We start from the raw sequence: 19,758 nt of genomic DNA on the forward strand, positions 1-19,758 counted from the left end.
GACGATGAAAACCATGGGCTATTAGCGTCCGAAAACTTAAGCTACCAGCTGCTCTATGCTCTGCTTGGCTTGGCTGATCCCCTGCTCATTGGCTTCTGGACCCATGTTGAGGGCTTCGCCGTAAACGGTTTCCACCTCGTCGATACCGATAAAGCCAAGCACTGTCTTGAGGTAAGGTACCACGTGGTCGCTCGCACCATTCTTGTGTACGCCGCCGCGAGTGGTTACCAAGACCGCACGCTTACCTTCTACCAAGCCTTTAGGGCCTGTCTCCGTATAGGTGAAGGTCACGCCGGCACGGGCCACCAGATCGATCCAGTTTTTCAGCTGGGTCGGAATGCTGAAGTTATACATAGGGGCGGCGATAACCAGTGTGTCATGTGCCTTCAACTCGGCCACCAACTCGTCTGACAGGGCCAACACCTCTTGTTGACGCGGGCTCAGCTCGTCACCGCCACGTAGCCCCATGGCGATCTCGCCATCGAGTACAGGCAGTGGCTGCGCCGCCAGATCCCTGACTGTTACCTCGGCGCCCTGACCCTGCCAGTGTTGCTGCAGGTGGTCGATCAGCTTAGCCGATTGTGAGTAGTCCCCTAAGATGCTTGATTTCAATACCAGTACTTTTGCCATAATCTGCTCCAATTCAAAATCTCTGTTACAACCAATTGAAGCCAGTTTATCCACCATTTAACCGAAAGATAAGCGCATTAAATGCGACAAAACGTTCTAAAAAAACGAAAGACAAAGAAAGGCAATAGCAAACAGCCAGCTGCAACAGCATTCAGTCTCAGACAAAGCCATGAACAACTGACTAATTAATATCGGGTTATTTTTCGTGCAAAAAATAATCATTAAGTGTTGCGCAGTCATAATGATCCCTTGGGCAACTCGGGTCGTAACGCACTAGGAACTCAACCCTTGTTAAGGAGAAGCTGATGAAGAGGATATATCCGGCACTTATGCTAAGTGCTCTGCTCGGTATCACCGCCTGTAACGATGATGACTCGGATGATGTGATCAATGTAGTTCCCACGCCGATCGCCGAAGCCAAGGTGCGCGTCATCCATGCAGGCATAGATGCCCCCAAGGTAAATGTGACAGCCAACGACGCCCAACTGGTTGCCGATGTTGACTACGGCATATCGAGTGGTTTCCTCACTGTGCCCGTCGGCCTGTATGACATAGATGTCGATGCACAGATAGCCGACGGTTCTTTACTCGAAGTGCTCGGCGCCGACCTGGATCTGTCTGCCGACATGGAATACACGGCCATCGCGCTGGGTAAGGTGAGCGACGACACCTTGCAACTCAAACTCGTAGCCAATGCCAGTGCAGATATCGCCGCTGGGTATGCGCGAGTTCAGGTATTGCACGGCGCCTCTGACGTCGGCCTGGTCGATGTGTACGTCACCGCACCCGGGGCTGACATTAGCGACACAGCGCCCACGTTATCAGCTAACTTCCTCGATGCCAGCACCCAGATAGAAGTCCCCGCCAGTGACTATCAGATCCGTATCACAGCATCGGGACAGAAGACACCGGTGTTCGATTCCGGAACCATCCCCCTGATGGCCGATACTGATTATTTCATTACCGCGATTGCCAATGCCTGGAGCGGCGATTCACCCGTTGCCTTGCTAGTCGCCCTGGCTGATCAGCAGGCGTTACTCCTCGATGAGATGAGCGGCAGCGATCTGCGGGTAATTCATGCGGTAGCAGACGCTCCGGCGGTCGATATATTTGTCGATGGAGCCACGACGCCCGCAGTCGACATGTTTAGCTTCGGATCAGTGACCGACTATATCAATGTCGCAGATGGCGCACACACAGTCACAGTTGCAGCAGACGCAGATAACAGCGTGGTGGTTATCGATGAAGCCGCCCTTTCCCTGGAAAAGGGTCAAAGCTACAGCGTATTGGCTACAGGCTCCCTAGGCGACATGGATATCAAGCCTTGGGTAGTGATGGAAGAGGCTCGACGTGTCGCCACTGAGGCTAAGATTAATATTGCTCACGCAAGTTATTCCGCTGGCAATGTGGATATCTACCTCACCCCAGATAGCGATATCTCGTCGGCAACCCCAGTGTTGAGCGATATTCCCTTCTTAGCGGCCTCAGGCAGTTTATCGGTAGCCCCTGGAAACTATGTCGTCAGCGTCACCCCAACGGGTAGCAAGACAGTCGCAATCGGTCCTCTGGATATTAGCCTGGCCGCGGGCGGGCGCTATGGTGCGGTCGCTGTTGATGCTATGGGCGGCGGCGCGCCTCTGGGTGTGATCCTCTTGGATGATTTTGTCACCGAGATGTAGGAAGCCCCTCCCCCATTAGCAATATCAAGCCTAGCGCCCCTTTTTGTGGGCGCTTTTTACTGCTTAGTCAACCAAGAGTGATCCCCTACCACCTCTGTCGCATCAAAGCAGACAAATTAGGGATTAGTGTTCATTTTCTGGTATTCTATGGCGTTATTAAACATGACTCCTATGCATAAAGAATAATGTCCAAACAAGACTCTCTTTGGTTTAAATCCTTACGTTGGATCCAGAAGAAACTCGTGCACACCATAGTGGTGCCTCAGGATCCCTTTGCCGATCTCAACCTGGATTCAGACAGACCCCTGGTCTATGTGATGAAGACAGAATCGATCAGTGACATCGCCGCCCTGAGCGAGGTGACCGACCGACTCGGCCTGCCCAGCCCCTATCAGCCGCTGGATGTCGAGGGGGAACAGGCGCCGCGAGTCGTCTGTGTCGAAGGAGCCAAGCCGCTATTTGGCGAGCGCGAAGGCAACGAGTTTTACCTCGACAGCTTCTCGCGTCTGCTGAGCGCCCACAAGAAACATCCTGATCTGGATATTCAGCTGGTGCCCGTCAGCCTCTACTGGGGCCGCACTCCAGGCAAGGAAGATGACACCATGAAGGCCGCGGTGCTGGAGCGAGAGAACCCCACCTGGCTACGAAAGTGTCTGATGATCCTCTTCCTCGGCCGCCACAACTTCGTGCAGTTTTCCAATGCCATGTCGCTGCGCTACATGGCCGACGAGCATGGCACCGACAAACGCATCGCCCAAAAGCTGGCGCGCGTGGCCAGGGTGCACTTCAGCCGTCAACGTAAGGTGATGACAGGCCCCGTACTGCCTAACCGCCAGAACCTGTTCCACGCCCTGCTGAAATCCGAGTCGATGAAGAAGGCAATTCTGGAAGAGGCTCAGAGCAAGAAGATCTCCGAGGCCAAGGCCCGTGAGACCGCCATGGAATACTTAGACGAGATCGCCGCAGATTACTCAGACAGCCTGGTGCGTATCGCCGAGCGTTTCCTCACCTGGCTGTGGAACAAGCTCTACAAGGGGATCAACATCAAGGGTGCCGAGCAGATCCGTCAGCTGCACCACGACGGCCATGAGATCGTCTACGTGCCTTGTCATCGTAGCCACATGGACTACCTGCTGCTCTCATATATCCTCTACTATCAGGGCATGGTACCGCCCCATATCGCCGCCGGAATTAACCTCAACTTCTGGCCCGCCGGCCCCATGTTCCGCCGCGGTGGCGCCTTCTTTATTCGTCGCAGTTTCCGCGGCAACAAGCTCTACACCGCAGTATTCCGTGAATACCTGGATCAGCTCTTTGCCAAGGGCTATTCGGTGGAGTACTTCACCGAGGGCGGCCGCTCACGTACCGGTCGCCTGCTGGCACCTAAGACGGGCATGATCGCCATGACACTCAACAGCGTGCTGCGTGGCGTCGAGCGCCCCGTCACCCTGGTCCCCGTCTATCTGGGCTATGACCATGTGATGGAGGTAGCGACCTATCACAAGGAGCTGAGCGGTAAGAAGAAGCAGAAAGAATCTGTATGGCAGGTGTTTGGTGCCATACGTAAGCTAGGCAACTTCGGCCAGGGCTATGTTAACTTCGGTGAGCCTATTACCCTGCATACCTACCTCAATGAGCAGGTGCCCGAGTGGCGCGAAGAGCTGGCCCAGGATCCCGAGCAGAAGCCAAGCTGGCTGACCCCAGTGGTCAACACCCTGGCTAACCGCGTCATGACCCGCATCAACGATGCCGCCGCCGTCAGCTCTATCACCCTGACCAGCCTGGTGCTGTTGGCCTCTGAGCAGAATGCCCTGCAGCGCAGCCAGCTGGAGAAGCAACTGGATCTCTATCTGTCGCTGCTCAAGAGCGTGCCTTACACGGGCTACACCTCTGTGGTCGAAGGCGACGGCGCCAAGCTGATCGCCCAGGGCCTGGAGCTGAAGAAGCTCAAGCTGGACAGCGACCCCTTGGGTGACATCATCTCCATCGATGAGAGCCTGGCGATTGCCATGACCTATTATCGCAACAACATCATCCATCTTTTGGTGATCCCATCCTTGATCGCCAGCTGCCTGACCCGCCAGGATGAATGTAGCCGCGACGAGATCATCGCCACGGTGAAAGATTTCTACCCGCTGCTGCAGGCTGAGCTGTTCATGGGGATCGATAACCTCGAGACCTATGTGAACCAGCTGCTGGATCAGCTGCTGGCCGAAGGCTTAATCGACGAAGATAAGCATTTCAGCGTCAAGCCAGACGGTCTCAACCAGCTGTTGCTGCTAGCCGGTACCATCAGCGAAACCATGCAGCGCTACGCCATCATCTTCAACCTGCTGGCGGCCTCGCCTAAGATTGAGCGCTCAGAGCTCGAGAGCGACAGCCACCAACTGGCACAGCGTCTGGGCGCACTCCATGGCATCACGGCTCCTGAATTCTATGACAAGAAGCTCTACGGCACCCTGAGCGTCAAGCTCAAGGAGCTGGGTTACCTGGCCGATGACAGCCACAGCGAAGATGTTCAGCGTATCCGCACCCGGGCCAACAGACTGCTGCGGAGCTCGGTTAGACAAACCATAGTCGACAGCGTCGCCGCGGAGCATCAAGCCTAATGGCCAATCATATGAATGCGGCCAAGCATAAGGCCTCGGGTAAGTCGCTGCTGGGCGGCGCCATGATCATCGCTGGGACGGCCGTGGGCGCGGGTATGTTCTCCCTGCCGGTGGTCGGTGCCGGCATGTGGTTTAGCTACTCAGTGCTCATGATGCTGGGCGTCTGGTTCTGCATGCTGGTCTCTGGCCTGCTGCTACTGGAGACCAACCTGCACTATGAGCCGGGTGCCAGTTTCGATACTCTCACCCGGGATACTCTGGGTAACTTCTGGCGTATCGTCAACGGCCTCTCGATCGCCTTCGTGCTCTATATTCTGGCCTATGCCTATATCAGTGGCGGCGGTTCTATCGTCAACCACAGCCTGAGTAGCTTAGGGCTAGAGCTGCCTCAGAGCTTTGCCGGCCTGGTGTTTGCGGTGGGGCTGGCAATTATCGTCTTTATCAGCACCAAGGCGGTGGATCGCATCACCACCATAATGCTGGGCGGGATGATCATCACCTTCTTCCTCGCCATAGGTAATCTGCTGATCGAGGTGGAACCCGCCAAGCTGTTTGTACCCGACGGTGAGGCCAATTATCTGCCCTATATGCTGGCCGCCATCCCCTTCGGTCTGGTGAGTTTCGGCTATCACGGCAACGTCCCCAGCCTGGTAAAATACTATGGCAAGGACCCAGGCACTATCGTCAAGGCGATCACCTTAGGTACCCTCATCGCCTTCGTGATCTACCTGTGCTGGCTGGTCGCCACCATGGGGAACATCACTCGCAGCGGCTTCGTCGAGGTGATTGCCCAGGGCGGTAACATGGGCGTGCTGGTTGCGGCGCTCTCGGATGTGATGGCCAGCGACTGGCTGACCACTATGCTGACCCTGTTTGCCAACCTGGCGGTCGCCTCCTCCTTCCTGGGGGTGACCCTGGGGCTGTTCGACTATCTCGCCGACCTGTTTGGCTTCGATGAGTCGCGCAGCGGACGCCTCAAGACGGCGGCAGTGACATTCCTGCCACCGACTGTGTTAGGTCTGCTGTTCCCTAACGGCTTTTTGATTGCCATAGGCTTTGCTGCCCTGGCCGCCACAGTGTGGGCTGCCATAGTGCCGGCCCTGATGGCCTATCGCGCCAGACAGATGTTCCCAGACAGCCAGAGTTTCAGGGTGCCAGGCGGCACAGTAGTTATCGCCATAGTGATCTTCTACGGCCTATTGACCGCGGCCTGCCACCTGCTTGCCATGGCAGACCTGCTGCCCATGTACGGCTAGTTTAAGGGACTATCTCCTAAGCAGAAAAAGGCGCTCGATGTGCGCCTTTTTTCTTTAAAAGAGTTACAAATTACCTGTCAAGCAGCGGCTTCATGGTATCGGCCACCAGATGAATCACCGCCACCCAGGCCTCGCGCACCTCTCGGGTATAGGCCTCTCCCAGACCTGTCTTCAGGGTATAGAGCAGGGCATTACCCACAGGGGTAAAGTGGGACTGTTTAACGCCATAGGCTTGGTGGCGACGTGCCAGCTCATGCAGCTGAGGCACCAAGGCGTCGAGATCTGTCAGTCCCTCCACCGCCGCCTTCAACATGACCATCAACTTACGTCCCTGAGCACGAATGTCCTGTTTAAACAGTGGCCGTAGATTGGGGTCTATCTGAAACAGGGCATCGTAAAAAATTGCCGCCGCCTGCTCGCTGATCGGCTCGACCTGTTTAAATGAAGTTTGTACAAGATCTATCTGGGTGGACGTCAGGCTCATCGAAACTCCCTCTTCTGAATAACTCTCTCTTCGCAATAACTCTCCCCACAGCATAGACATAAATGGCAAAACAGGCTTAACTAAATTGATATCACGACAGATTTTTCATTAGGGAAGGACTCAAAGATGAAGATTACTAGCTATCAACATGGCGACCCCTGTTGGATCGAACTGGCCAGTCACGAGGCCGCCTCGGGTAAACATTTCTACAGTGCGCTGTTTGACTGGCAGCTTAAGGATATGCCGATCCCCGACGGTGTCTACACCATGTTTGCCATCGAAGATGACGACATAGGGGCCATGTATCAGCTGCCGCAAAATATGATCGACGACAAGGTGCCGACCCACTGGAGCATCTACTTCGCCGTCGATGATCTCGAGGCCAGCCTGGAGGCAGTTATAGCTAACGGTGGCCAGGTGATCCTAGGTCCCCACAGCGTGGGCGATGCGGGCAAGATGGCCCAATGTCTGGATCCCGAAGGCGCCAGCTTTGCCCTCTGGCAGGCCGGCGCCCATATCGGCTCTATGCGCATGGGCGAGGCAAACACCCTCTGCTGGGCCGAGCTCTGTTGTCGTGATACCGCTAGAGCCCAGGCCTTCTACACTAAGGTTATGGGCTGGCAGGTGCGTGAGTCGCAGATGGAAGACTTCACTTATTATGAATGGCTCCAGGGGGAGCGCGCCGTCGGCGGCATGATGGCCATGACGGCTGAGTGGGGCGATATGCCACCACACTGGATGCCCTACATCATGGTGGATAACTGCGATGCTACAGTTGCCAAGGCTACAGAGATAGGCGGTCAGGTGTGTGTGCCGCCGACGGACATACCCGAGGTGGGACGCTTCTCTGTGATCAACGACCCTCAAGGCGGCACTCTGTCAGTCATAAGACTCAACATGGCCTAAATCTCTAGTAGTAAAGCGCTAATCTTGAGTCGGGATAGGGATCAGGCATTGTTTTAACCCTTTGTTTTGGTTAGGTTCGTAACATTGCGAATTTATTTTGGCAATGTTGTTAACTACTAATCAGGGATGTAAACCATGCTTAAAAAATGGATGCCTATCATGGCGACGACTCTCGTTATAGGACTTAGCGGTTGTGCGTCAACCCAAGAGTCAGATACAGAAACCACCGCCGACAACGGCAGCACCAAGGCTAGCCAGCAGTGTAAGAAAGTACGCTCAACCGGCTCCAACATCGGCCGTTGTCAGAAATAACGGTTACCAGATAGAAAAAAAGCACTGCGATTGCAGTGCTTTTTTGTACCTAAACTAATCAATATCCGAATCAAGCCTCGGCAGAGTGCTTGAGGCGACGACCATAGATCAGCAGGTAGAGGGCCGGCAGCACGAACAGCGACAGCAGCGGCGCTGTGATCATGCCGCCCACCATAGGCGCGGCGATCTTCTGCATCACATCGTTACCCGAGCCTGCGCCCCACATGATGGGCAAGAGGCCGAAGAAGATGGTCGCTACCGTCATCGCCTTGGGACGAATACGCATCACGGCGCCTTCTATCAGGGCCTCCTTGAGATCCGCCACATACTCGTAGCCGCCGGTGTCTTTACGGTGCTTGATGGCATTATTGAGATAGACCAACATCACCACCCCAAATTCCGCCGCCACCCCGGCCAGCGCAATCATCCCTACCGCCACGGCCACCGACATATTGAAGTCCAGCGCGAACAGCAACCAGGTGCTGCCTACCAAGGCGAAAGGCAGACTCAACATGATGATAGAGGCCTGAAGCGGCGAGCCAAAGGTCATCATCAGCAGGATGAAGATCACCCCAAGTGCCATAGGGATCACCTTCTTCAGCTTGGCATCGACCCGCTGCATATACTCATACTGGCCGGCGAAACTGTAGCTGTATCTCGGTGGCACCTTGAGCTGCTGATCCAGCGCCGACTTGGCCTCATCGATATACTCGCCGATGGAGGTGTTTTGAATATCCACAAACACCCAGGAGATCAGGCGGCCGTTCTCACTCTTGAGCATAGGCGCGCCATCGGTGATCTCGATATCGGCCAGGTTGCGCAGCGGCAGATAGTGACCCGACTTAGTGATCACCGGCAGCTCCCTGAGCTTCTCGATATTATCCCGCAGCGCCCGCGGATATCGCAGATTGATCGGGTAACGCTCGGCCCCTTGAATCGACTCGCCGATATCCATGCCGCCGATGGCGTAACGCACCACGTCCTGAATGTCGGTCAGTGTCATGCCGTAGCGTGACGCCACATCCAGCTTGGGCGTGATATCCACGTAACGGCCACCGCCCACCCGCTCGGCATAAGCCGACTTGGTATTGGGTAGCTGGCTGAGGATCGCCTCGATATCGGCCCCCACCTTCTGCAGCTCGTTGACGTCGGCGCCGGTGATCTTGATCCCCACAGGGGTCTTGATACCGGTAGAGAGCATGTCGATACGCGTCTTGATCGGCTGCACCCAGGCGTTAGTCAAGCCAGGCACCTTGACCGTCTTCTGTAGCTGGTCGATAACCCCTTGGAGATCCACACCTTCACGCCACTCCTCTCTTGGCTTGAGCATGATGGTAGTCTCCAGCATGGTGAGCGGCGCAGGGTCGGTCGCCGTCTCGGCGCGTCCCACCTTACCGAACACCCGCTTCACCTCGGGCACAGTCTTAATCAGCCTGTCGGTCTGTTGCAGCACCTCGGCCGCCTTACTGGCGCTGATGCCAGGCAGAGCCGTCGGCATGTAGAGCAGATCCCCCTCCTCCAGCTCAGGCATGAACTCGCTGCCCATCTTGGTCACAGGATACCAGGCGCTGCCCAGGGCGATCACCGCCAGCATCAGGGTGATCTTGGGGAAGCGCAGCACCATATTGAGCGCAGGCTTATAGAGGGCAATCAGCACACGGCTGATGGGGTTGCTGGTCTCCTTGGGGATCTTGCCCCGAATGAAGTAACCCATCAGGATAGGCACTAAAGTTATCGACAAAATCGCCGCCGCGGCCATGGCAAAGGTCTTGGTATAGGCCAGCGGGCTAAACAGGCGCCCCTCCTGGGCCTCAAGGGCAAACACGGGCACGAAGCTCAGGGTGATGATCAGCAGCGAGAAGAACAGCGCCGGGCCCACCTCGATGGACGCCTTGGCGACGATATGCCAGTGCTCCTTGTTGTCCGGATCCCTGCGGTACTCATCCTTAAAGTGCTCCAGATGCTTATGCATGTTCTCGATCATCACGATGGCGCCATCCACCACGGCGCCGATGGCGATGGCGATACCGCCCAAGCTCATGATGTTGGCGTTCACTCCCATCTTATTCATCACGATGAAGGCGATCAGAATCGACAGCGGCAGGGTGATCACCGCAACCAGAGTCGAGCGGGCATGGAGCAGAAACAGTAGACACACCAGGCCCACCACCAGCATCTCTTCGATCACCTTGTGGAACAGGTTGTCCACCGACTTGTTGATCAGCTCAGATCTGTCATAGGTGGGAATGATCTCCACCCCTTGTGGCAGACCCGCCTTGAGCTGCTCCAGCTTAGCCTTGACCGCGTCTATGGTGGCCAGGGCGTTTTCGCCGTAGCGCATCACGATAATGCCGCCGACCACCTCGCCTTCACCATCGAGTTCGGCAATGCCGCGCCGTGAGGCAGGCCCCTTGCGCACGGTCGCCACATCTTTGAGTAGCAAAGCGGTACCAGACGGACTGGTGACCCCCAGAGGGATCTCCCTGAAGTCATCCAGCGTCTGACGATAGCCCTTGGCGCGCACCATATACTCGGCTTCGGCCATCTCGATCACTGAGCCGCCGGCCTCGGTGTTGGACTTGTTGATGGCGTTCTTCACCGCGGCAATATCCAGCTTATAGATGGCCAGCTTGTCGGGTTCGATTACTATCTGGTAGGTCTGCTCCATGCCGCCGACGGTCGCCACCTCGGACACCCCGGCCACGCTCTGTAGCTCTAGCTTGAGATACCAGTCCTGCAGGCTCTTGAGCTGTGAAAGATCCAGGTTACCTGAGCGGTCCACCAGGGCATATTCGTAGATCCAGCCCACCCCCGAGGCATCTGGCCCCAGCGATGGCTGAAGCCCCTGGGGCAAGCGGCTGCTGACCTGGCTCAGGTATTCCAGCACCCGCGACCGCGCCCAGTAGATATCTGTGCCATCTTCAAAGATCACATAGACATAGGAGTCACCGAAGAAGGAGTAACCCCGCACCGTCTTGGCACCGGGTACCGCCAACATGGCGGTCGACAGAGGGTAGGTCACCTGCTCTTCCACCAGCTTAGGTGCCTGACCTGGATAAGGCGTCTTGATGATCACCTGCACGTCCGACAGATCCGGCAGCGCATCCAGGGGAGTCTTTCTCAGCTCCTGCACGCCCCAGACAGTGATCATCAGTGCGATGATCAACACCATCAATCGCTGGGCGATGGAGGCCTCGATAATTTTCTTTAACATAGCGCCCCCTAGTGCTGATGACCGCTGCTAAGACGCATCAGGCTGCCCTTCAGGCTCGCCTCTGAATCAAGTAGGAACTGACCCGAGGTCACCACCTGTTCACCTTCCTCGATGCCGCTTAAGATCTCCGCCTTGCCCTGAGACATCATGCCGACGGTGACCTTGCGGGCCAGGAAGCTGCCGTCACCCTGCTTGACGATGACACGGTTCTCTTTACCCGTCTGGATCAGGGCTTCCTGCGGGATCACCAGCACATCCTCATTCGGGCCGCCGTAGATCTCTATCTTGGCCAGGGTATTGGGGCGCAGTGCCACCTCATTGTTGGCCAGCACGATACGCACCCTCAGGCTACGGGTCACGGGATCCAGCTCGGGATAGATGTAATCGATCTTACCCTCGATCCCCTTAAGGTCCATGGCGGGCACTGAAACTTCTGTGGGTTGGCCTATCGCCAGCCAGCTCTGTTCATTCTCGAACACGTCGGCGATCACCCACACCTTAGAGAGATCCACCACAGACATCACCTCTGTGGCGGGTTGAATATACATGCCGTCACGCACCGACAGCGCCTTAACGATACCATCGGCCTTGGCATAGAAAGGCACCCGGTACTGGGTCTGCTTGCTCTTGGCCAGCTGTTTGATCTGGGCCTGGTTCATCCCCAGTAGCTCGAGGCGTAGCCCCGCCTTGCGCACCAGATCCTGGTAGTTGCGGCTATCCTTAGAGCTCTGCAGGCTGCTCAGCGCCAGCAGGTAATCGTCCTGGGCGTTGATCAGATCCGGCGAGTAGATCTCATACAAGAGCTGCCCCTTGGAGATCTTGTCACCCACTGAGGTGATGGCCAGCTTCTCTATCCAGCCGTTGACCCTGGCGTGCACGTGATTGATCTGGCTCTCGTCATAACCTATCTGGCCCACGGTCTGGACAAACTTCCATAGGGTATCTTTCTCCGCCTTGGCGACCTTAAGTGCCAGGGCCTGCTGCATGCTGCCAGAGACATCTATCTCTATCTGTTGGGTATCTGCCGACATCTCCACCTTTTCCAGGTTCATGCCGCAGATAGGACAAGTACCGGGCACATCGCTGACGATGTGGGCGTGCATGGGACAGACATATTTGATCGACGGCTCGCCGGTGAGCGGCGCGGGCTTGGCCTGGGCCAGGGGATCGTGTTGGCTGTGATCCATCTCGGGCTCAACCTTAGTACTGGTCGACTCCTCTTCCTCTTCGGCCACCAGGAACATGTTGCACTTAGGGCAACGGCTGCCGGGCTCATGGCTGGTCACCTCAGGGTGCATTGGGCAGACGTAGGTCACCTCATGGCCTGCCGTTAAACTGGTCTCGCTTGCATCGGTTTCCTGCTCGACCAGGAACATGTTGCACTTGGGGCAACGACTGCCCGGCTCATGGCTGGTCTCCTCAGGGTGCATTGGGCAGGCATAGGTCTTCTCCCCGGCCTGATGCACATGGGCTTCATGGCCCTGGCTTGCCTTGGCCTCAAGCGCCTGGGTATGACCCAACTGCGGGGTCGCCACCATAAATAGACTCAAAAGATAAGCGAGCTTTTGGCCTCTGTTTTTCGAATTTACCTGACTCATAATGCCTCATCTCCACTCATGTACTAGTGATGCTTGTGGCCGCTTTCGGCGCTCGCCACAGGCTCGAGGAACATGCCACACTTAGGACATGAATCCCCTTTCCCCCCCTTCACTTCGGGATGCATGGGGCAGTGATAGCCTTGCTTGGCCATCTGATGCTGATGTTTAGGACAGTTGTCACACGACTTGCCTGCCTTAGCCGACTTGGCCTGCTCCAGGTTCATGCCACACTTAGGGCAGGTATCGCCCTTTGCGCCTTTTACCTCAGGGTGCATAGGACACTCATAACCGCCTGCCTTATCGGCCTTGGCATGCTGATGGTGAGGACACTTGTCGCAGTCCTTGCCATGGTGTTTGGCCATGGCGTGGTGCGCCGCTGGCTCAAGGTTCATGCCGCACTTAGGACAGGTATCGCCCTTGGCGCCTTTCACTTCGGGATGCATGGGGCAGTCATAACCTTGTTCGGCCGCCGCAGCGTGATGCTGCTCAGCGAAGGCCATTGGGGCCGTACTCACAAAGATAAACGCAGTTAAAATCAGACTGATCAGGGTTTTCATCTATGGACTCCATCAAAGGATGACCGCATAACACGCGCAACGCTTACGCGACTTAAGCCTAAAACAGTTAAATTAAGCTAATTAATATGCGGCTAATATAATTCATTTTTCGTTAAACATCAGTGAAGTAAATATTGAGGCGTACCCGGCAGATGGAAAGACTCCAAGGCAGAGGGATTTATTACGCCAATACACCTAGCAAAACGCTTTATAAAACAAAAGGGGTTATCGATTTAAGCTCGGGCACTCGTCAGCACGATGCCACGGAAGATCAGGCGATCGGCGGCCGGAAGGCTGAGCCTAAAGAGATAGAGTGGAAATGAGGCATTTGAGTGGCCAGGATAGACTCGGAACCGGCTACGCCAGGCCAGGGCGTAACGGTAAACAGCGTGCCTGTCACAGAGATCACCACGCAGTGGTTACAATCTCCCTTGCAAAATCCTTTGCCTTCACAGCAATGCTGAGCAGCGGGAAGCACATTTTGCTCATCATCGCAGCAGTGAGATTGCATCATAGCGTCGTCATCATAACAGTCGTCGCCATTATTCATCTGCATCATGGGCTGCTCATCCGCCTGCGCATAAGAGACCATTGCCATGCCATTAGCCATCAACACCTGGCCCAACAGCGCGAGCAGTGTAAAGATGACTAATGTGTGGTGTCTAAGCGTACGACGCATGGTGTAACCCTATAATGAGATGGTCCAAGTCTATCACGATATAAAGATTGGGCCTTGATAAAACTCACATTTCCAGCAAGTCAAGGCCCTTCGCCTCAGGCATTCTTATTGTGCTAACCAGATCTTTTCCATCAGTTGTTGATGATTCATCAGGGTTAATTCCTGCTGTTGACCTGTTTGTGACACCAGGCGGGCCTTAGGCGCATTGACAAAGGCCTGGGCGTCCTGCTGAGTCACTATCTCGGGAAGCACCAGACGATAGGCATCGTCGCCTTTGACATCTAGGGCAAGATAGAGGGGCTCTGAGGTCACCCAGGCGCCTGAATCGTCGGCGTTATCGGCAAAGATATCGCGATATACCAGCTCGACCAGTTGTTTACCCGCATCCAGGCTGAGCACGCTCTGCTCATGACCCACTTTAACATCGGCGCCTTGTACCTGAAGTTCATCGGGTAGGGTGAGGCTGGCGGCGCTGGCGGTGTTAACTAAAGTCAGTGCAACGAAGGCGGCAAATAGGCTGCTAAAGAAATGACGTGTTTTCATAATCGACTCCCATCAGGCACAGGCCTGACAAATTGGCTAATTCTTTGGCCACGCCAACTTGAGTTAACGGCGCGGCAGATTCATTGTTCGTGTGCGTTACGCAGGTTTAAGACGAACCATTAACCAATGGGAGGGGGAGATAGGGGAGTGAGATCGGCGGTCTGCAGCGACCAGCCAGAGATGACGATAGGACCAGACAGAGGCTGAATGGTCAAAGATGGTACGGCTGCGCTCAGGTTACCTAAGGTCGATGCGCAGTGGGTCATGCAATCACCAGGGCCCATGGCGGCGCACAGGGCCTCGCAGTCCACCAGCGAGCCATCGCCAGACATCTTGCAGGGCTTCCCCTGATGGGACATCTGCATCCCAGTCTCATGCTTAGCTGAGGCTTGGGTTGACGGCGCCATCTCAGGGTTCATCTTCTGAGCTAAGCGCATATCGCCCTGGTCGAGAGCCATCTCCATATGACCACCATGCATCAGTGACATGAGCGCGCTGGGCATAGCCATAGCTGGTGTCAGAATAAACTGACCCAGGAGGGCGATGATCAGTACAAACTTGCCAAGGATAGCTGCCATATAAGAGATAAAATTCTCGTAAATTGAACCGGGATTACCTTGATAGACAGACGTCTCATAAAAAGGTTCACCGCCAATTAAATTATTTTCCGGCTTCGCGAACAATCGTCATATTAGCGATAGATAATTACCCTCGAAAATCCAACAAAATCATTACGAAATAGTAAAATTCCCGACAAACTTGTCATGTCATGGTCTTTGCTATAACTTTAGTAAATGCGCATATATTATGAGCAATTTCATAAAATCTTGCTTAGGTAAGATAGAGTTAGAGCTAGCTCTCATTTTACGGTTTTAAAGCCAGATCAAGCGGCGTCTTCTGGTTATACTCTCAGCTACAGAGATGCATTAAATATAATAGATATAATAAACATATTATTTTGGAGATAGAGTGATGAACTGGCGTGCACTATTCAAACCTAGCGCGAAATACTCAATATTTGCCCTACTCGTGGTGGGTATTGTAGTCGGTGTTGTGGGCTACTTTGCGACACAACAAACTTTACATGCAACCAGTACAGATGCCTTCTGTATGTCTTGCCACAGCAATCACTCTCTGAGAGATGAAGTGATGGCGTCGGCTCACGGCGGCGGACGTGCAGGTGTGACTGTACAATGTCAAGACTGTCACTTGCCACACGGCCCAGTTGACTACCTGATCAAGAAGATCATCGTTTCTAAAGATCTATACGGCTTCCTTACTATCGATGGCTTCAACACTCAAGAGTGGTTGGATGAAAACCGTAAAGAGCAAGCTGACCTGGCGCTGAAATACTTCCGCGCTAACGACAGCGCTAACTGTCAGCACTGTCACACTCGTATCTACGAAGACCAGCCTGAAACCATGAAGAAGATGGCGAAGAGAATGCACGCCAACAACTTCAAGAAAGAAGCTGACAAGCGTAAGACCTGCGTAGACTGTCACAAAGGCGTTGCACACGTTTATCCTAAAGGATAAGACTCTGCGCACCCTAGGGTGATTCGCGAAATAAAAAGCCTCACACTGTGAGGCTTTTTTTGTATATGGCGGTCAGCGTATTTATCCCGGAGGCCTAGCCCGCAAATCTAAGGTGGCCTGAAAGGGGCTTTGTATTCACCCCCTCAGGTAAGAGTGTCTCTTACGCAACAGTCTCTTACGCGGCAGAGTGATTAGCAGGCCAGCTCAGGATTAATCTACTTTCGGCATACTCACATAGGTGCCTTGGAACTGGGCGCAGCACTGCTCGCCGCAATATAGGGCCACCTCCAGCTTCACCTTGGCACGCTTCCCCCGCCCCAGCACACTTAAGTCTGTTTCCGGCCAACTAACTCGCGCCTGGGGCGACTCTCCCACAGGCGCCAGATAGCGAATGTCCGCCTGCCCAAGGACGATGTCGCCCTCGACACCGGCTAAGCGCTGCTGCAGCCACACCATGCCCCAGCCGGTGAGCGTCATCAGGGTATAGATGCTGCCGGCAAACATGGTGTGATGCAGGTTGATGTTGGGCGCCAGCGGCGCGCTCACACTCAGCGTCTGCGCCTGATAGGCTTCGGGCGCTATCTGCATGAAAGCACTGACGGGGATAGTCTGATGCCAGGTGCGCAGCAGCTCCCCGAGTAGTGCCTGTATCTGCTCTGGCTCTTCTGCCTTAGACATCATGATCACACCTGCAGATTAAAGGTAACCGGGCCATCGTTGATCAGGCTAACCTGCATGTCGGCGGCAAACTCTCCGGTCTGCACAGGCACTCCCTGGGCGGCGCAGTAATCTACAAATGCCTGATAGAGCTGCTTCGCCTGCTCCGGGGTACCGGCGCCAGAAAAACTCGGGCGCAGGCCACGGCCGGTATCGGCGGCCAGGGTAAACTGAGACACCACCAAGAGGCTGCCGCCCACCTGCTTGAGGTTAAGGTTCATCTTGCCGTCTTCATCGCTAAATACGCGATAGCTCATCACCTTAGTGGCGAGCTTCTCCATCTTGGCCTGGTCGTCTTCACGCTCCACGCCTAGCAATACCAGCAGGCCTTTGTCGATGGCGCCTATGGTTTGGCCATCCACATCCACCTTGGCCTGTTTGACTCTCTGTATTAAGGCTATCACTGGCCTCTCGACTCCTATGCTTTTCTCAATTAATTCATCGGCATCACGGGAATGGGTTTGATCAGCTGCTCGGCGGTGTTAGGCAGCGCCTGACCCACACGCAGCAAGGCATCGTCGATCCAGATCAGGAAGCGGCGCAGCTCCTCCAGCTCCAGAGTATCGACGAAGGTCGCCGCGCCCTGCACCTGAATCACCTTGCCCTCCTCCCTCAGGGTGAACTTGGCGAAGTTGAGCTTATGGTTAAGGGTGCCGATGAGCACCATCAGCTCCTGAGTACCCACCAGCTTAGGGCTCACCGCGTAGAAACGGCTGGCCAGGATGCGATCTATCCCTTCTGGGTTCAGGCTCGGCTGCAACACAAACTGATGATCCCCCAGCTGTACGCCCACCTTGTTAGGCCCCACCTTCTTGGCCAGATAGTTCTTGTTGATCAGCGACACCAGCAGGGCATCGGCGGCCAGCTCGTCGCTCATGCCGCTAAAATAGACTCGCTCGGGCGCAGGCTGAGGCGTGCGCTCTGTCGCTAACACTTCAGTCACCAACACTTGGTTGCACACCAGTAGCGCCAACACGGCGGTTAATCTCTTCTTCATGATTCAGCTTCCTTTTAGCTATTAGCTTGGCTTACGCGACTCACTGTTTACTCACTATTTATTTCTTACTGCTTATTCTTTAAGGCTTATTACTACTCGCCACGCTAGGCGCAACGACATCAATAGATTAGGAACGGCCAGCGGCCAGATAACGCCCCATCTGAGTCACCGCCTCGGCGACCGCCCGGCACATCTTGTTGTCGGCGAGGGTATGATAGCCCCCCTTAACTAGACGTGACCTTAATAGCCTGGGGCCGTGGTTGTCGAGAAACTCATCCACCAGCCTTTGGGGGCAGACCCAGTCTAGCTCTCCCTGCAATATGATGGTCGGGCAGGTGAGATCCCCGCCCACCCGCTTCATCAGCTGATAACCACCGAAATAGTCGTTGCGGGCATAATGCAGCTCCACTCTCGCCAAGGCTCCGCCTTGCTCGGCCAGGGCCTCACTGAGCTCGAAACCGGGCACCGCCAGTGCCAGCTCCCAACTGAGCCAGCGCATCACGCAGTTGCGGCGCACCTCGGCGTCCCTATGATTAAAGCCATCGGTGAAATGACTAAACAGGCTATCGAGGGTATCGCCATGGCCAGCGGCAAACTGGCGATACTGGCTGGAGAAGATCTGCGCCGCGCCGCCACGACCATAGAGCCACTCCATCCCCTCGGCAGAGGGAATAAACATGCCCCAATAGATCTGCGACAACACCCGCTCGGGATAGATGCAGCTATAGAGATAGCCCAGGGTCGCGCCGAAGGAGCCCCCCAGCAGACACCAGGCCTCTATGCCCGCCCAGTGACGCACCCGCTCGATATCCTTCACCAGGCTGGGAAAGTCGTTGTTAGCCACCTCGCCGCAGGGCTTAGAGCGACCCGCCGCGCGCTGATCCAGCAGATAGATATGAAAGCTGCGGTCGATAAACAGCCTCAACTCCTGAGGGTTACAACCCGCCCCGGGCCCGCCATGAAGATAGAGCACAGGGATCCCCTGGGGATCACCATATTGCGCCAGAAACAGCTGGTGCCCCTCGCCGACATCGATCCAATCCTGACGGATCAGCGGATGCGACTTAGCGGGACTCACCTTTTATGCTCATCTAAGTGGATCTCCGACTCATCGTCCGCCAGCTCCTTGTTCACCAAGTCCATCAGACGCTTGTCGAGGTACTCTGGCATGGCGGCGGTGATCTCGGCGCCGATCAGCACGATAATCCAGGAGAGATACACCCACATAAACAGGATAGGGATGGTCGCCAGCGCGCCATAGATAGCCTCATAAGCGGGGAACTCGGTGAGATAAAGCGCAAAGCCCTTCTTACCCAGCTCAAACAGCAGAGCCGCCACGATGGCGCCCAGCAGGGCGTGGAAAAACTTCACCTTGGTATTGGGCACCACCATATAGATCAGCAGGAAGGTGGCCACAGAGAAGAACATGGGCAGGCGCTCAACCAAGAGGGGCACCACGCCGCTAAGATCTGTGCCGCTAAACAGCTTGAGCGACACCACATAAGAGGTGGCTACCAGGCTGGCGCCCATCAGCACAGGCCCCAGAGTCAGCACCATCCAGTACATAGAGAAGGAGACCACCATGGGGCGCTTCTCCGTGGTGCGCCAGATGCCGTTGAGGGACTTGTCGATATTGGAGATCAGCAGAATAGCCACTACCACCAGGGCGCCGATACCCACGGCCGTGCCCTTGGAGGCGTTGGCGACAAACTCGTTGATATACATCTGCACGCTGTCGCCGGCAGAGGGGATAAAATTCTCGTAGATGAAGGTCTCGATATGGCTGCGTATCCCCTTAAACACGGGGAAGGCCGACAGCATAGACATGGTCACTGCCACCATAGGCACCAGAGAGAGTAAGGTAACGTAAGCCAGGTGACCCGCCCGCATATTTATCTGATCTTCCGTGATACGCTGTTTTAGATGTATCATGAATTGCCAGATACCCAGCATGATCGAACGAAGCAGGCTCACATCTATTTTATTTATCACGTTATTCTCTTGATTCAAGTAGGGTTAACTGCGTATCTTGGTACATTAA

General features: G+C 55.2%; 19 protein-coding genes. 6 read left to right on the forward strand and 13 right to left on the reverse strand.

All coding sequences use genetic code 11. The features are described 5' to 3' along the window. Positions 1 to 36: 36 nt before the first annotated feature. Positions 37 to 630 (reverse strand): FMN-dependent NADH-azoreductase, encoded by a 594-nt coding sequence (locus K0H81_RS18450; RefSeq protein ID WP_011867324.1) that lies wholly within the window; start codon positions 628 to 630, stop codon positions 37 to 39. Positions 631 to 935: 305 nt separating this feature from the next. On the opposite strand from K0H81_RS18450, the gene K0H81_RS18455 reads away from it, so the two are divergent. From K0H81_RS18455 to mtr, 3 genes are all read left to right on the forward strand, one after another. Next, positions 936 to 2,309, forward strand: a complete 1,374-nt coding sequence (locus K0H81_RS18455; protein ID WP_220059271.1) for a DUF4397 domain-containing protein — start codon at positions 936 to 938, stop codon at positions 2,307 to 2,309. Positions 2,310 to 2,494: 185 nt separating this feature from the next. Continuing rightward, positions 2,495 to 4,918, forward strand: coding sequence for a glycerol-3-phosphate 1-O-acyltransferase PlsB (gene plsB, locus K0H81_RS18460; protein ID WP_144201618.1), 2,424 nt, complete (start codon positions 2,495 to 2,497; stop codon positions 4,916 to 4,918). Further along, complete coding sequence (mtr, locus tag K0H81_RS18465; RefSeq protein WP_220059272.1) at positions 4,918 to 6,174, forward strand: tryptophan permease; 1,257 nt, start codon at positions 4,918 to 4,920, stop codon at positions 6,172 to 6,174. Before plsB ends, mtr begins: the two co-directional genes overlap by 1 nt. Positions 6,175 to 6,244: 70 nt before the next feature. Here the strand turns inward: mtr and K0H81_RS18470 are convergent, their stop codons facing one another. Further along, the gene (locus tag K0H81_RS18470; protein WP_220059273.1) at positions 6,245 to 6,658 is read right to left on the reverse strand and encodes a globin family protein; all 414 of its coding nucleotides are present in this window, start codon (positions 6,656 to 6,658) and stop codon (positions 6,245 to 6,247) included. Positions 6,659 to 6,784: 126 nt separating this feature from the next. Here K0H81_RS18470 and K0H81_RS18475 point away from each other — a divergent pair, with 126 nt between their 5' ends. After that, entirely contained in the window at positions 6,785 to 7,564 is a 780-nt protein-coding gene (locus tag K0H81_RS18475) for a VOC family protein (RefSeq protein ID WP_220059274.1), read from the forward strand. Between the two features lie 159 nt (positions 7,565 to 7,723). Continuing rightward, positions 7,724 to 7,876, forward strand: coding sequence for a hypothetical protein (locus K0H81_RS18480; protein ID WP_186300602.1), 153 nt, complete (start codon positions 7,724 to 7,726; stop codon positions 7,874 to 7,876). 70 nt (positions 7,877 to 7,946) lie between these two features. Here K0H81_RS18480 and K0H81_RS18485 read toward each other — a convergent pair whose 3' ends face one another. From K0H81_RS18485 to K0H81_RS18510, 6 genes are all read right to left on the reverse strand, one after another. Further along, complete coding sequence (locus K0H81_RS18485; RefSeq protein ID WP_011867329.1) at positions 7,947 to 11,090, reverse strand: efflux RND transporter permease subunit; 3,144 nt, start codon at positions 11,088 to 11,090, stop codon at positions 7,947 to 7,949. Positions 11,091 to 11,098: 8 nt separating this feature from the next. Next, positions 11,099 to 12,688: an efflux RND transporter periplasmic adaptor subunit gene (locus K0H81_RS18490; RefSeq protein WP_220059275.1), complete on the reverse strand. Its 1,590-nt coding sequence runs from the start codon at positions 12,686 to 12,688 to the stop codon at positions 11,099 to 11,101. Between the two features lie 23 nt (positions 12,689 to 12,711). Next, positions 12,712 to 13,245 carry a heavy metal-binding domain-containing protein gene (locus K0H81_RS18495; RefSeq protein ID WP_011867331.1) on the reverse strand — a complete coding sequence of 178 codons (534 nt, stop codon included), beginning with the start codon at positions 13,243 to 13,245 and terminating at the stop codon, positions 12,712 to 12,714. A gap of 271 nt (positions 13,246 to 13,516) precedes the next feature. Next, on the reverse strand, positions 13,517 to 13,924 hold the full coding sequence (locus tag K0H81_RS18500) for a hypothetical protein (protein ID WP_220059276.1): 408 nt from the start codon (positions 13,922 to 13,924) through the stop codon (positions 13,517 to 13,519). Positions 13,925 to 14,029: 105 nt separating this feature from the next. Continuing rightward, positions 14,030 to 14,467: a DUF2057 family protein gene (locus K0H81_RS18505; protein WP_220059277.1), complete on the reverse strand. Its 438-nt coding sequence runs from the start codon at positions 14,465 to 14,467 to the stop codon at positions 14,030 to 14,032. Between the two features lie 119 nt (positions 14,468 to 14,586). Next, positions 14,587 to 15,045, reverse strand: a complete 459-nt coding sequence (locus K0H81_RS18510) for a hypothetical protein (RefSeq protein WP_220059278.1) — start codon at positions 15,043 to 15,045, stop codon at positions 14,587 to 14,589. Between the two features lie 394 nt (positions 15,046 to 15,439). Between K0H81_RS18510 and K0H81_RS18515 the strand changes: the two genes are divergently transcribed. Further along, the gene (locus K0H81_RS18515) at positions 15,440 to 16,003 is read left to right on the forward strand and encodes a NapC/NirT family cytochrome c (RefSeq protein ID WP_220043567.1); all 564 of its coding nucleotides are present in this window, start codon (positions 15,440 to 15,442) and stop codon (positions 16,001 to 16,003) included. A gap of 210 nt (positions 16,004 to 16,213) precedes the next feature. Here the strand turns inward: K0H81_RS18515 and K0H81_RS18520 are convergent, their stop codons facing one another. The 5 genes from K0H81_RS18520 to K0H81_RS18540 form a co-directional block, all read right to left on the reverse strand. Next, complete coding sequence (locus K0H81_RS18520; RefSeq protein WP_220059279.1) at positions 16,214 to 16,684, reverse strand: thioesterase domain-containing protein; 471 nt, start codon at positions 16,682 to 16,684, stop codon at positions 16,214 to 16,216. Positions 16,685 to 16,686: 2 nt separating this feature from the next. Beyond that, a complete protein-coding gene (gene dtd / locus K0H81_RS18525; protein WP_220043569.1) occupies positions 16,687 to 17,124 on the reverse strand; it encodes a D-aminoacyl-tRNA deacylase in 438 nt (145 codons plus the stop codon). 29 nt (positions 17,125 to 17,153) lie between these two features. Continuing rightward, a complete protein-coding gene (locus K0H81_RS18530) occupies positions 17,154 to 17,717 on the reverse strand; it encodes a hypothetical protein (protein WP_220059280.1) in 564 nt (187 codons plus the stop codon). Positions 17,718 to 17,844: 127 nt separating this feature from the next. Then, positions 17,845 to 18,795 carry an alpha/beta fold hydrolase gene (locus K0H81_RS18535; RefSeq protein WP_220059281.1) on the reverse strand — a complete coding sequence of 317 codons (951 nt, stop codon included), beginning with the start codon at positions 18,793 to 18,795 and terminating at the stop codon, positions 17,845 to 17,847. Next, a complete protein-coding gene (locus K0H81_RS18540) occupies positions 18,792 to 19,670 on the reverse strand; it encodes a virulence factor BrkB family protein (RefSeq protein ID WP_083764388.1) in 879 nt (292 codons plus the stop codon). The genes K0H81_RS18535 and K0H81_RS18540 overlap by 4 nt, the downstream gene beginning before the upstream one ends. Positions 19,671 to 19,758 lie beyond the last annotated feature (88 nt).

The organism is Shewanella halotolerans, from assembly GCF_019457535.1.
GTDB lineage: Bacteria > Pseudomonadota > Gammaproteobacteria > Enterobacterales > Shewanellaceae > Shewanella > Shewanella halotolerans.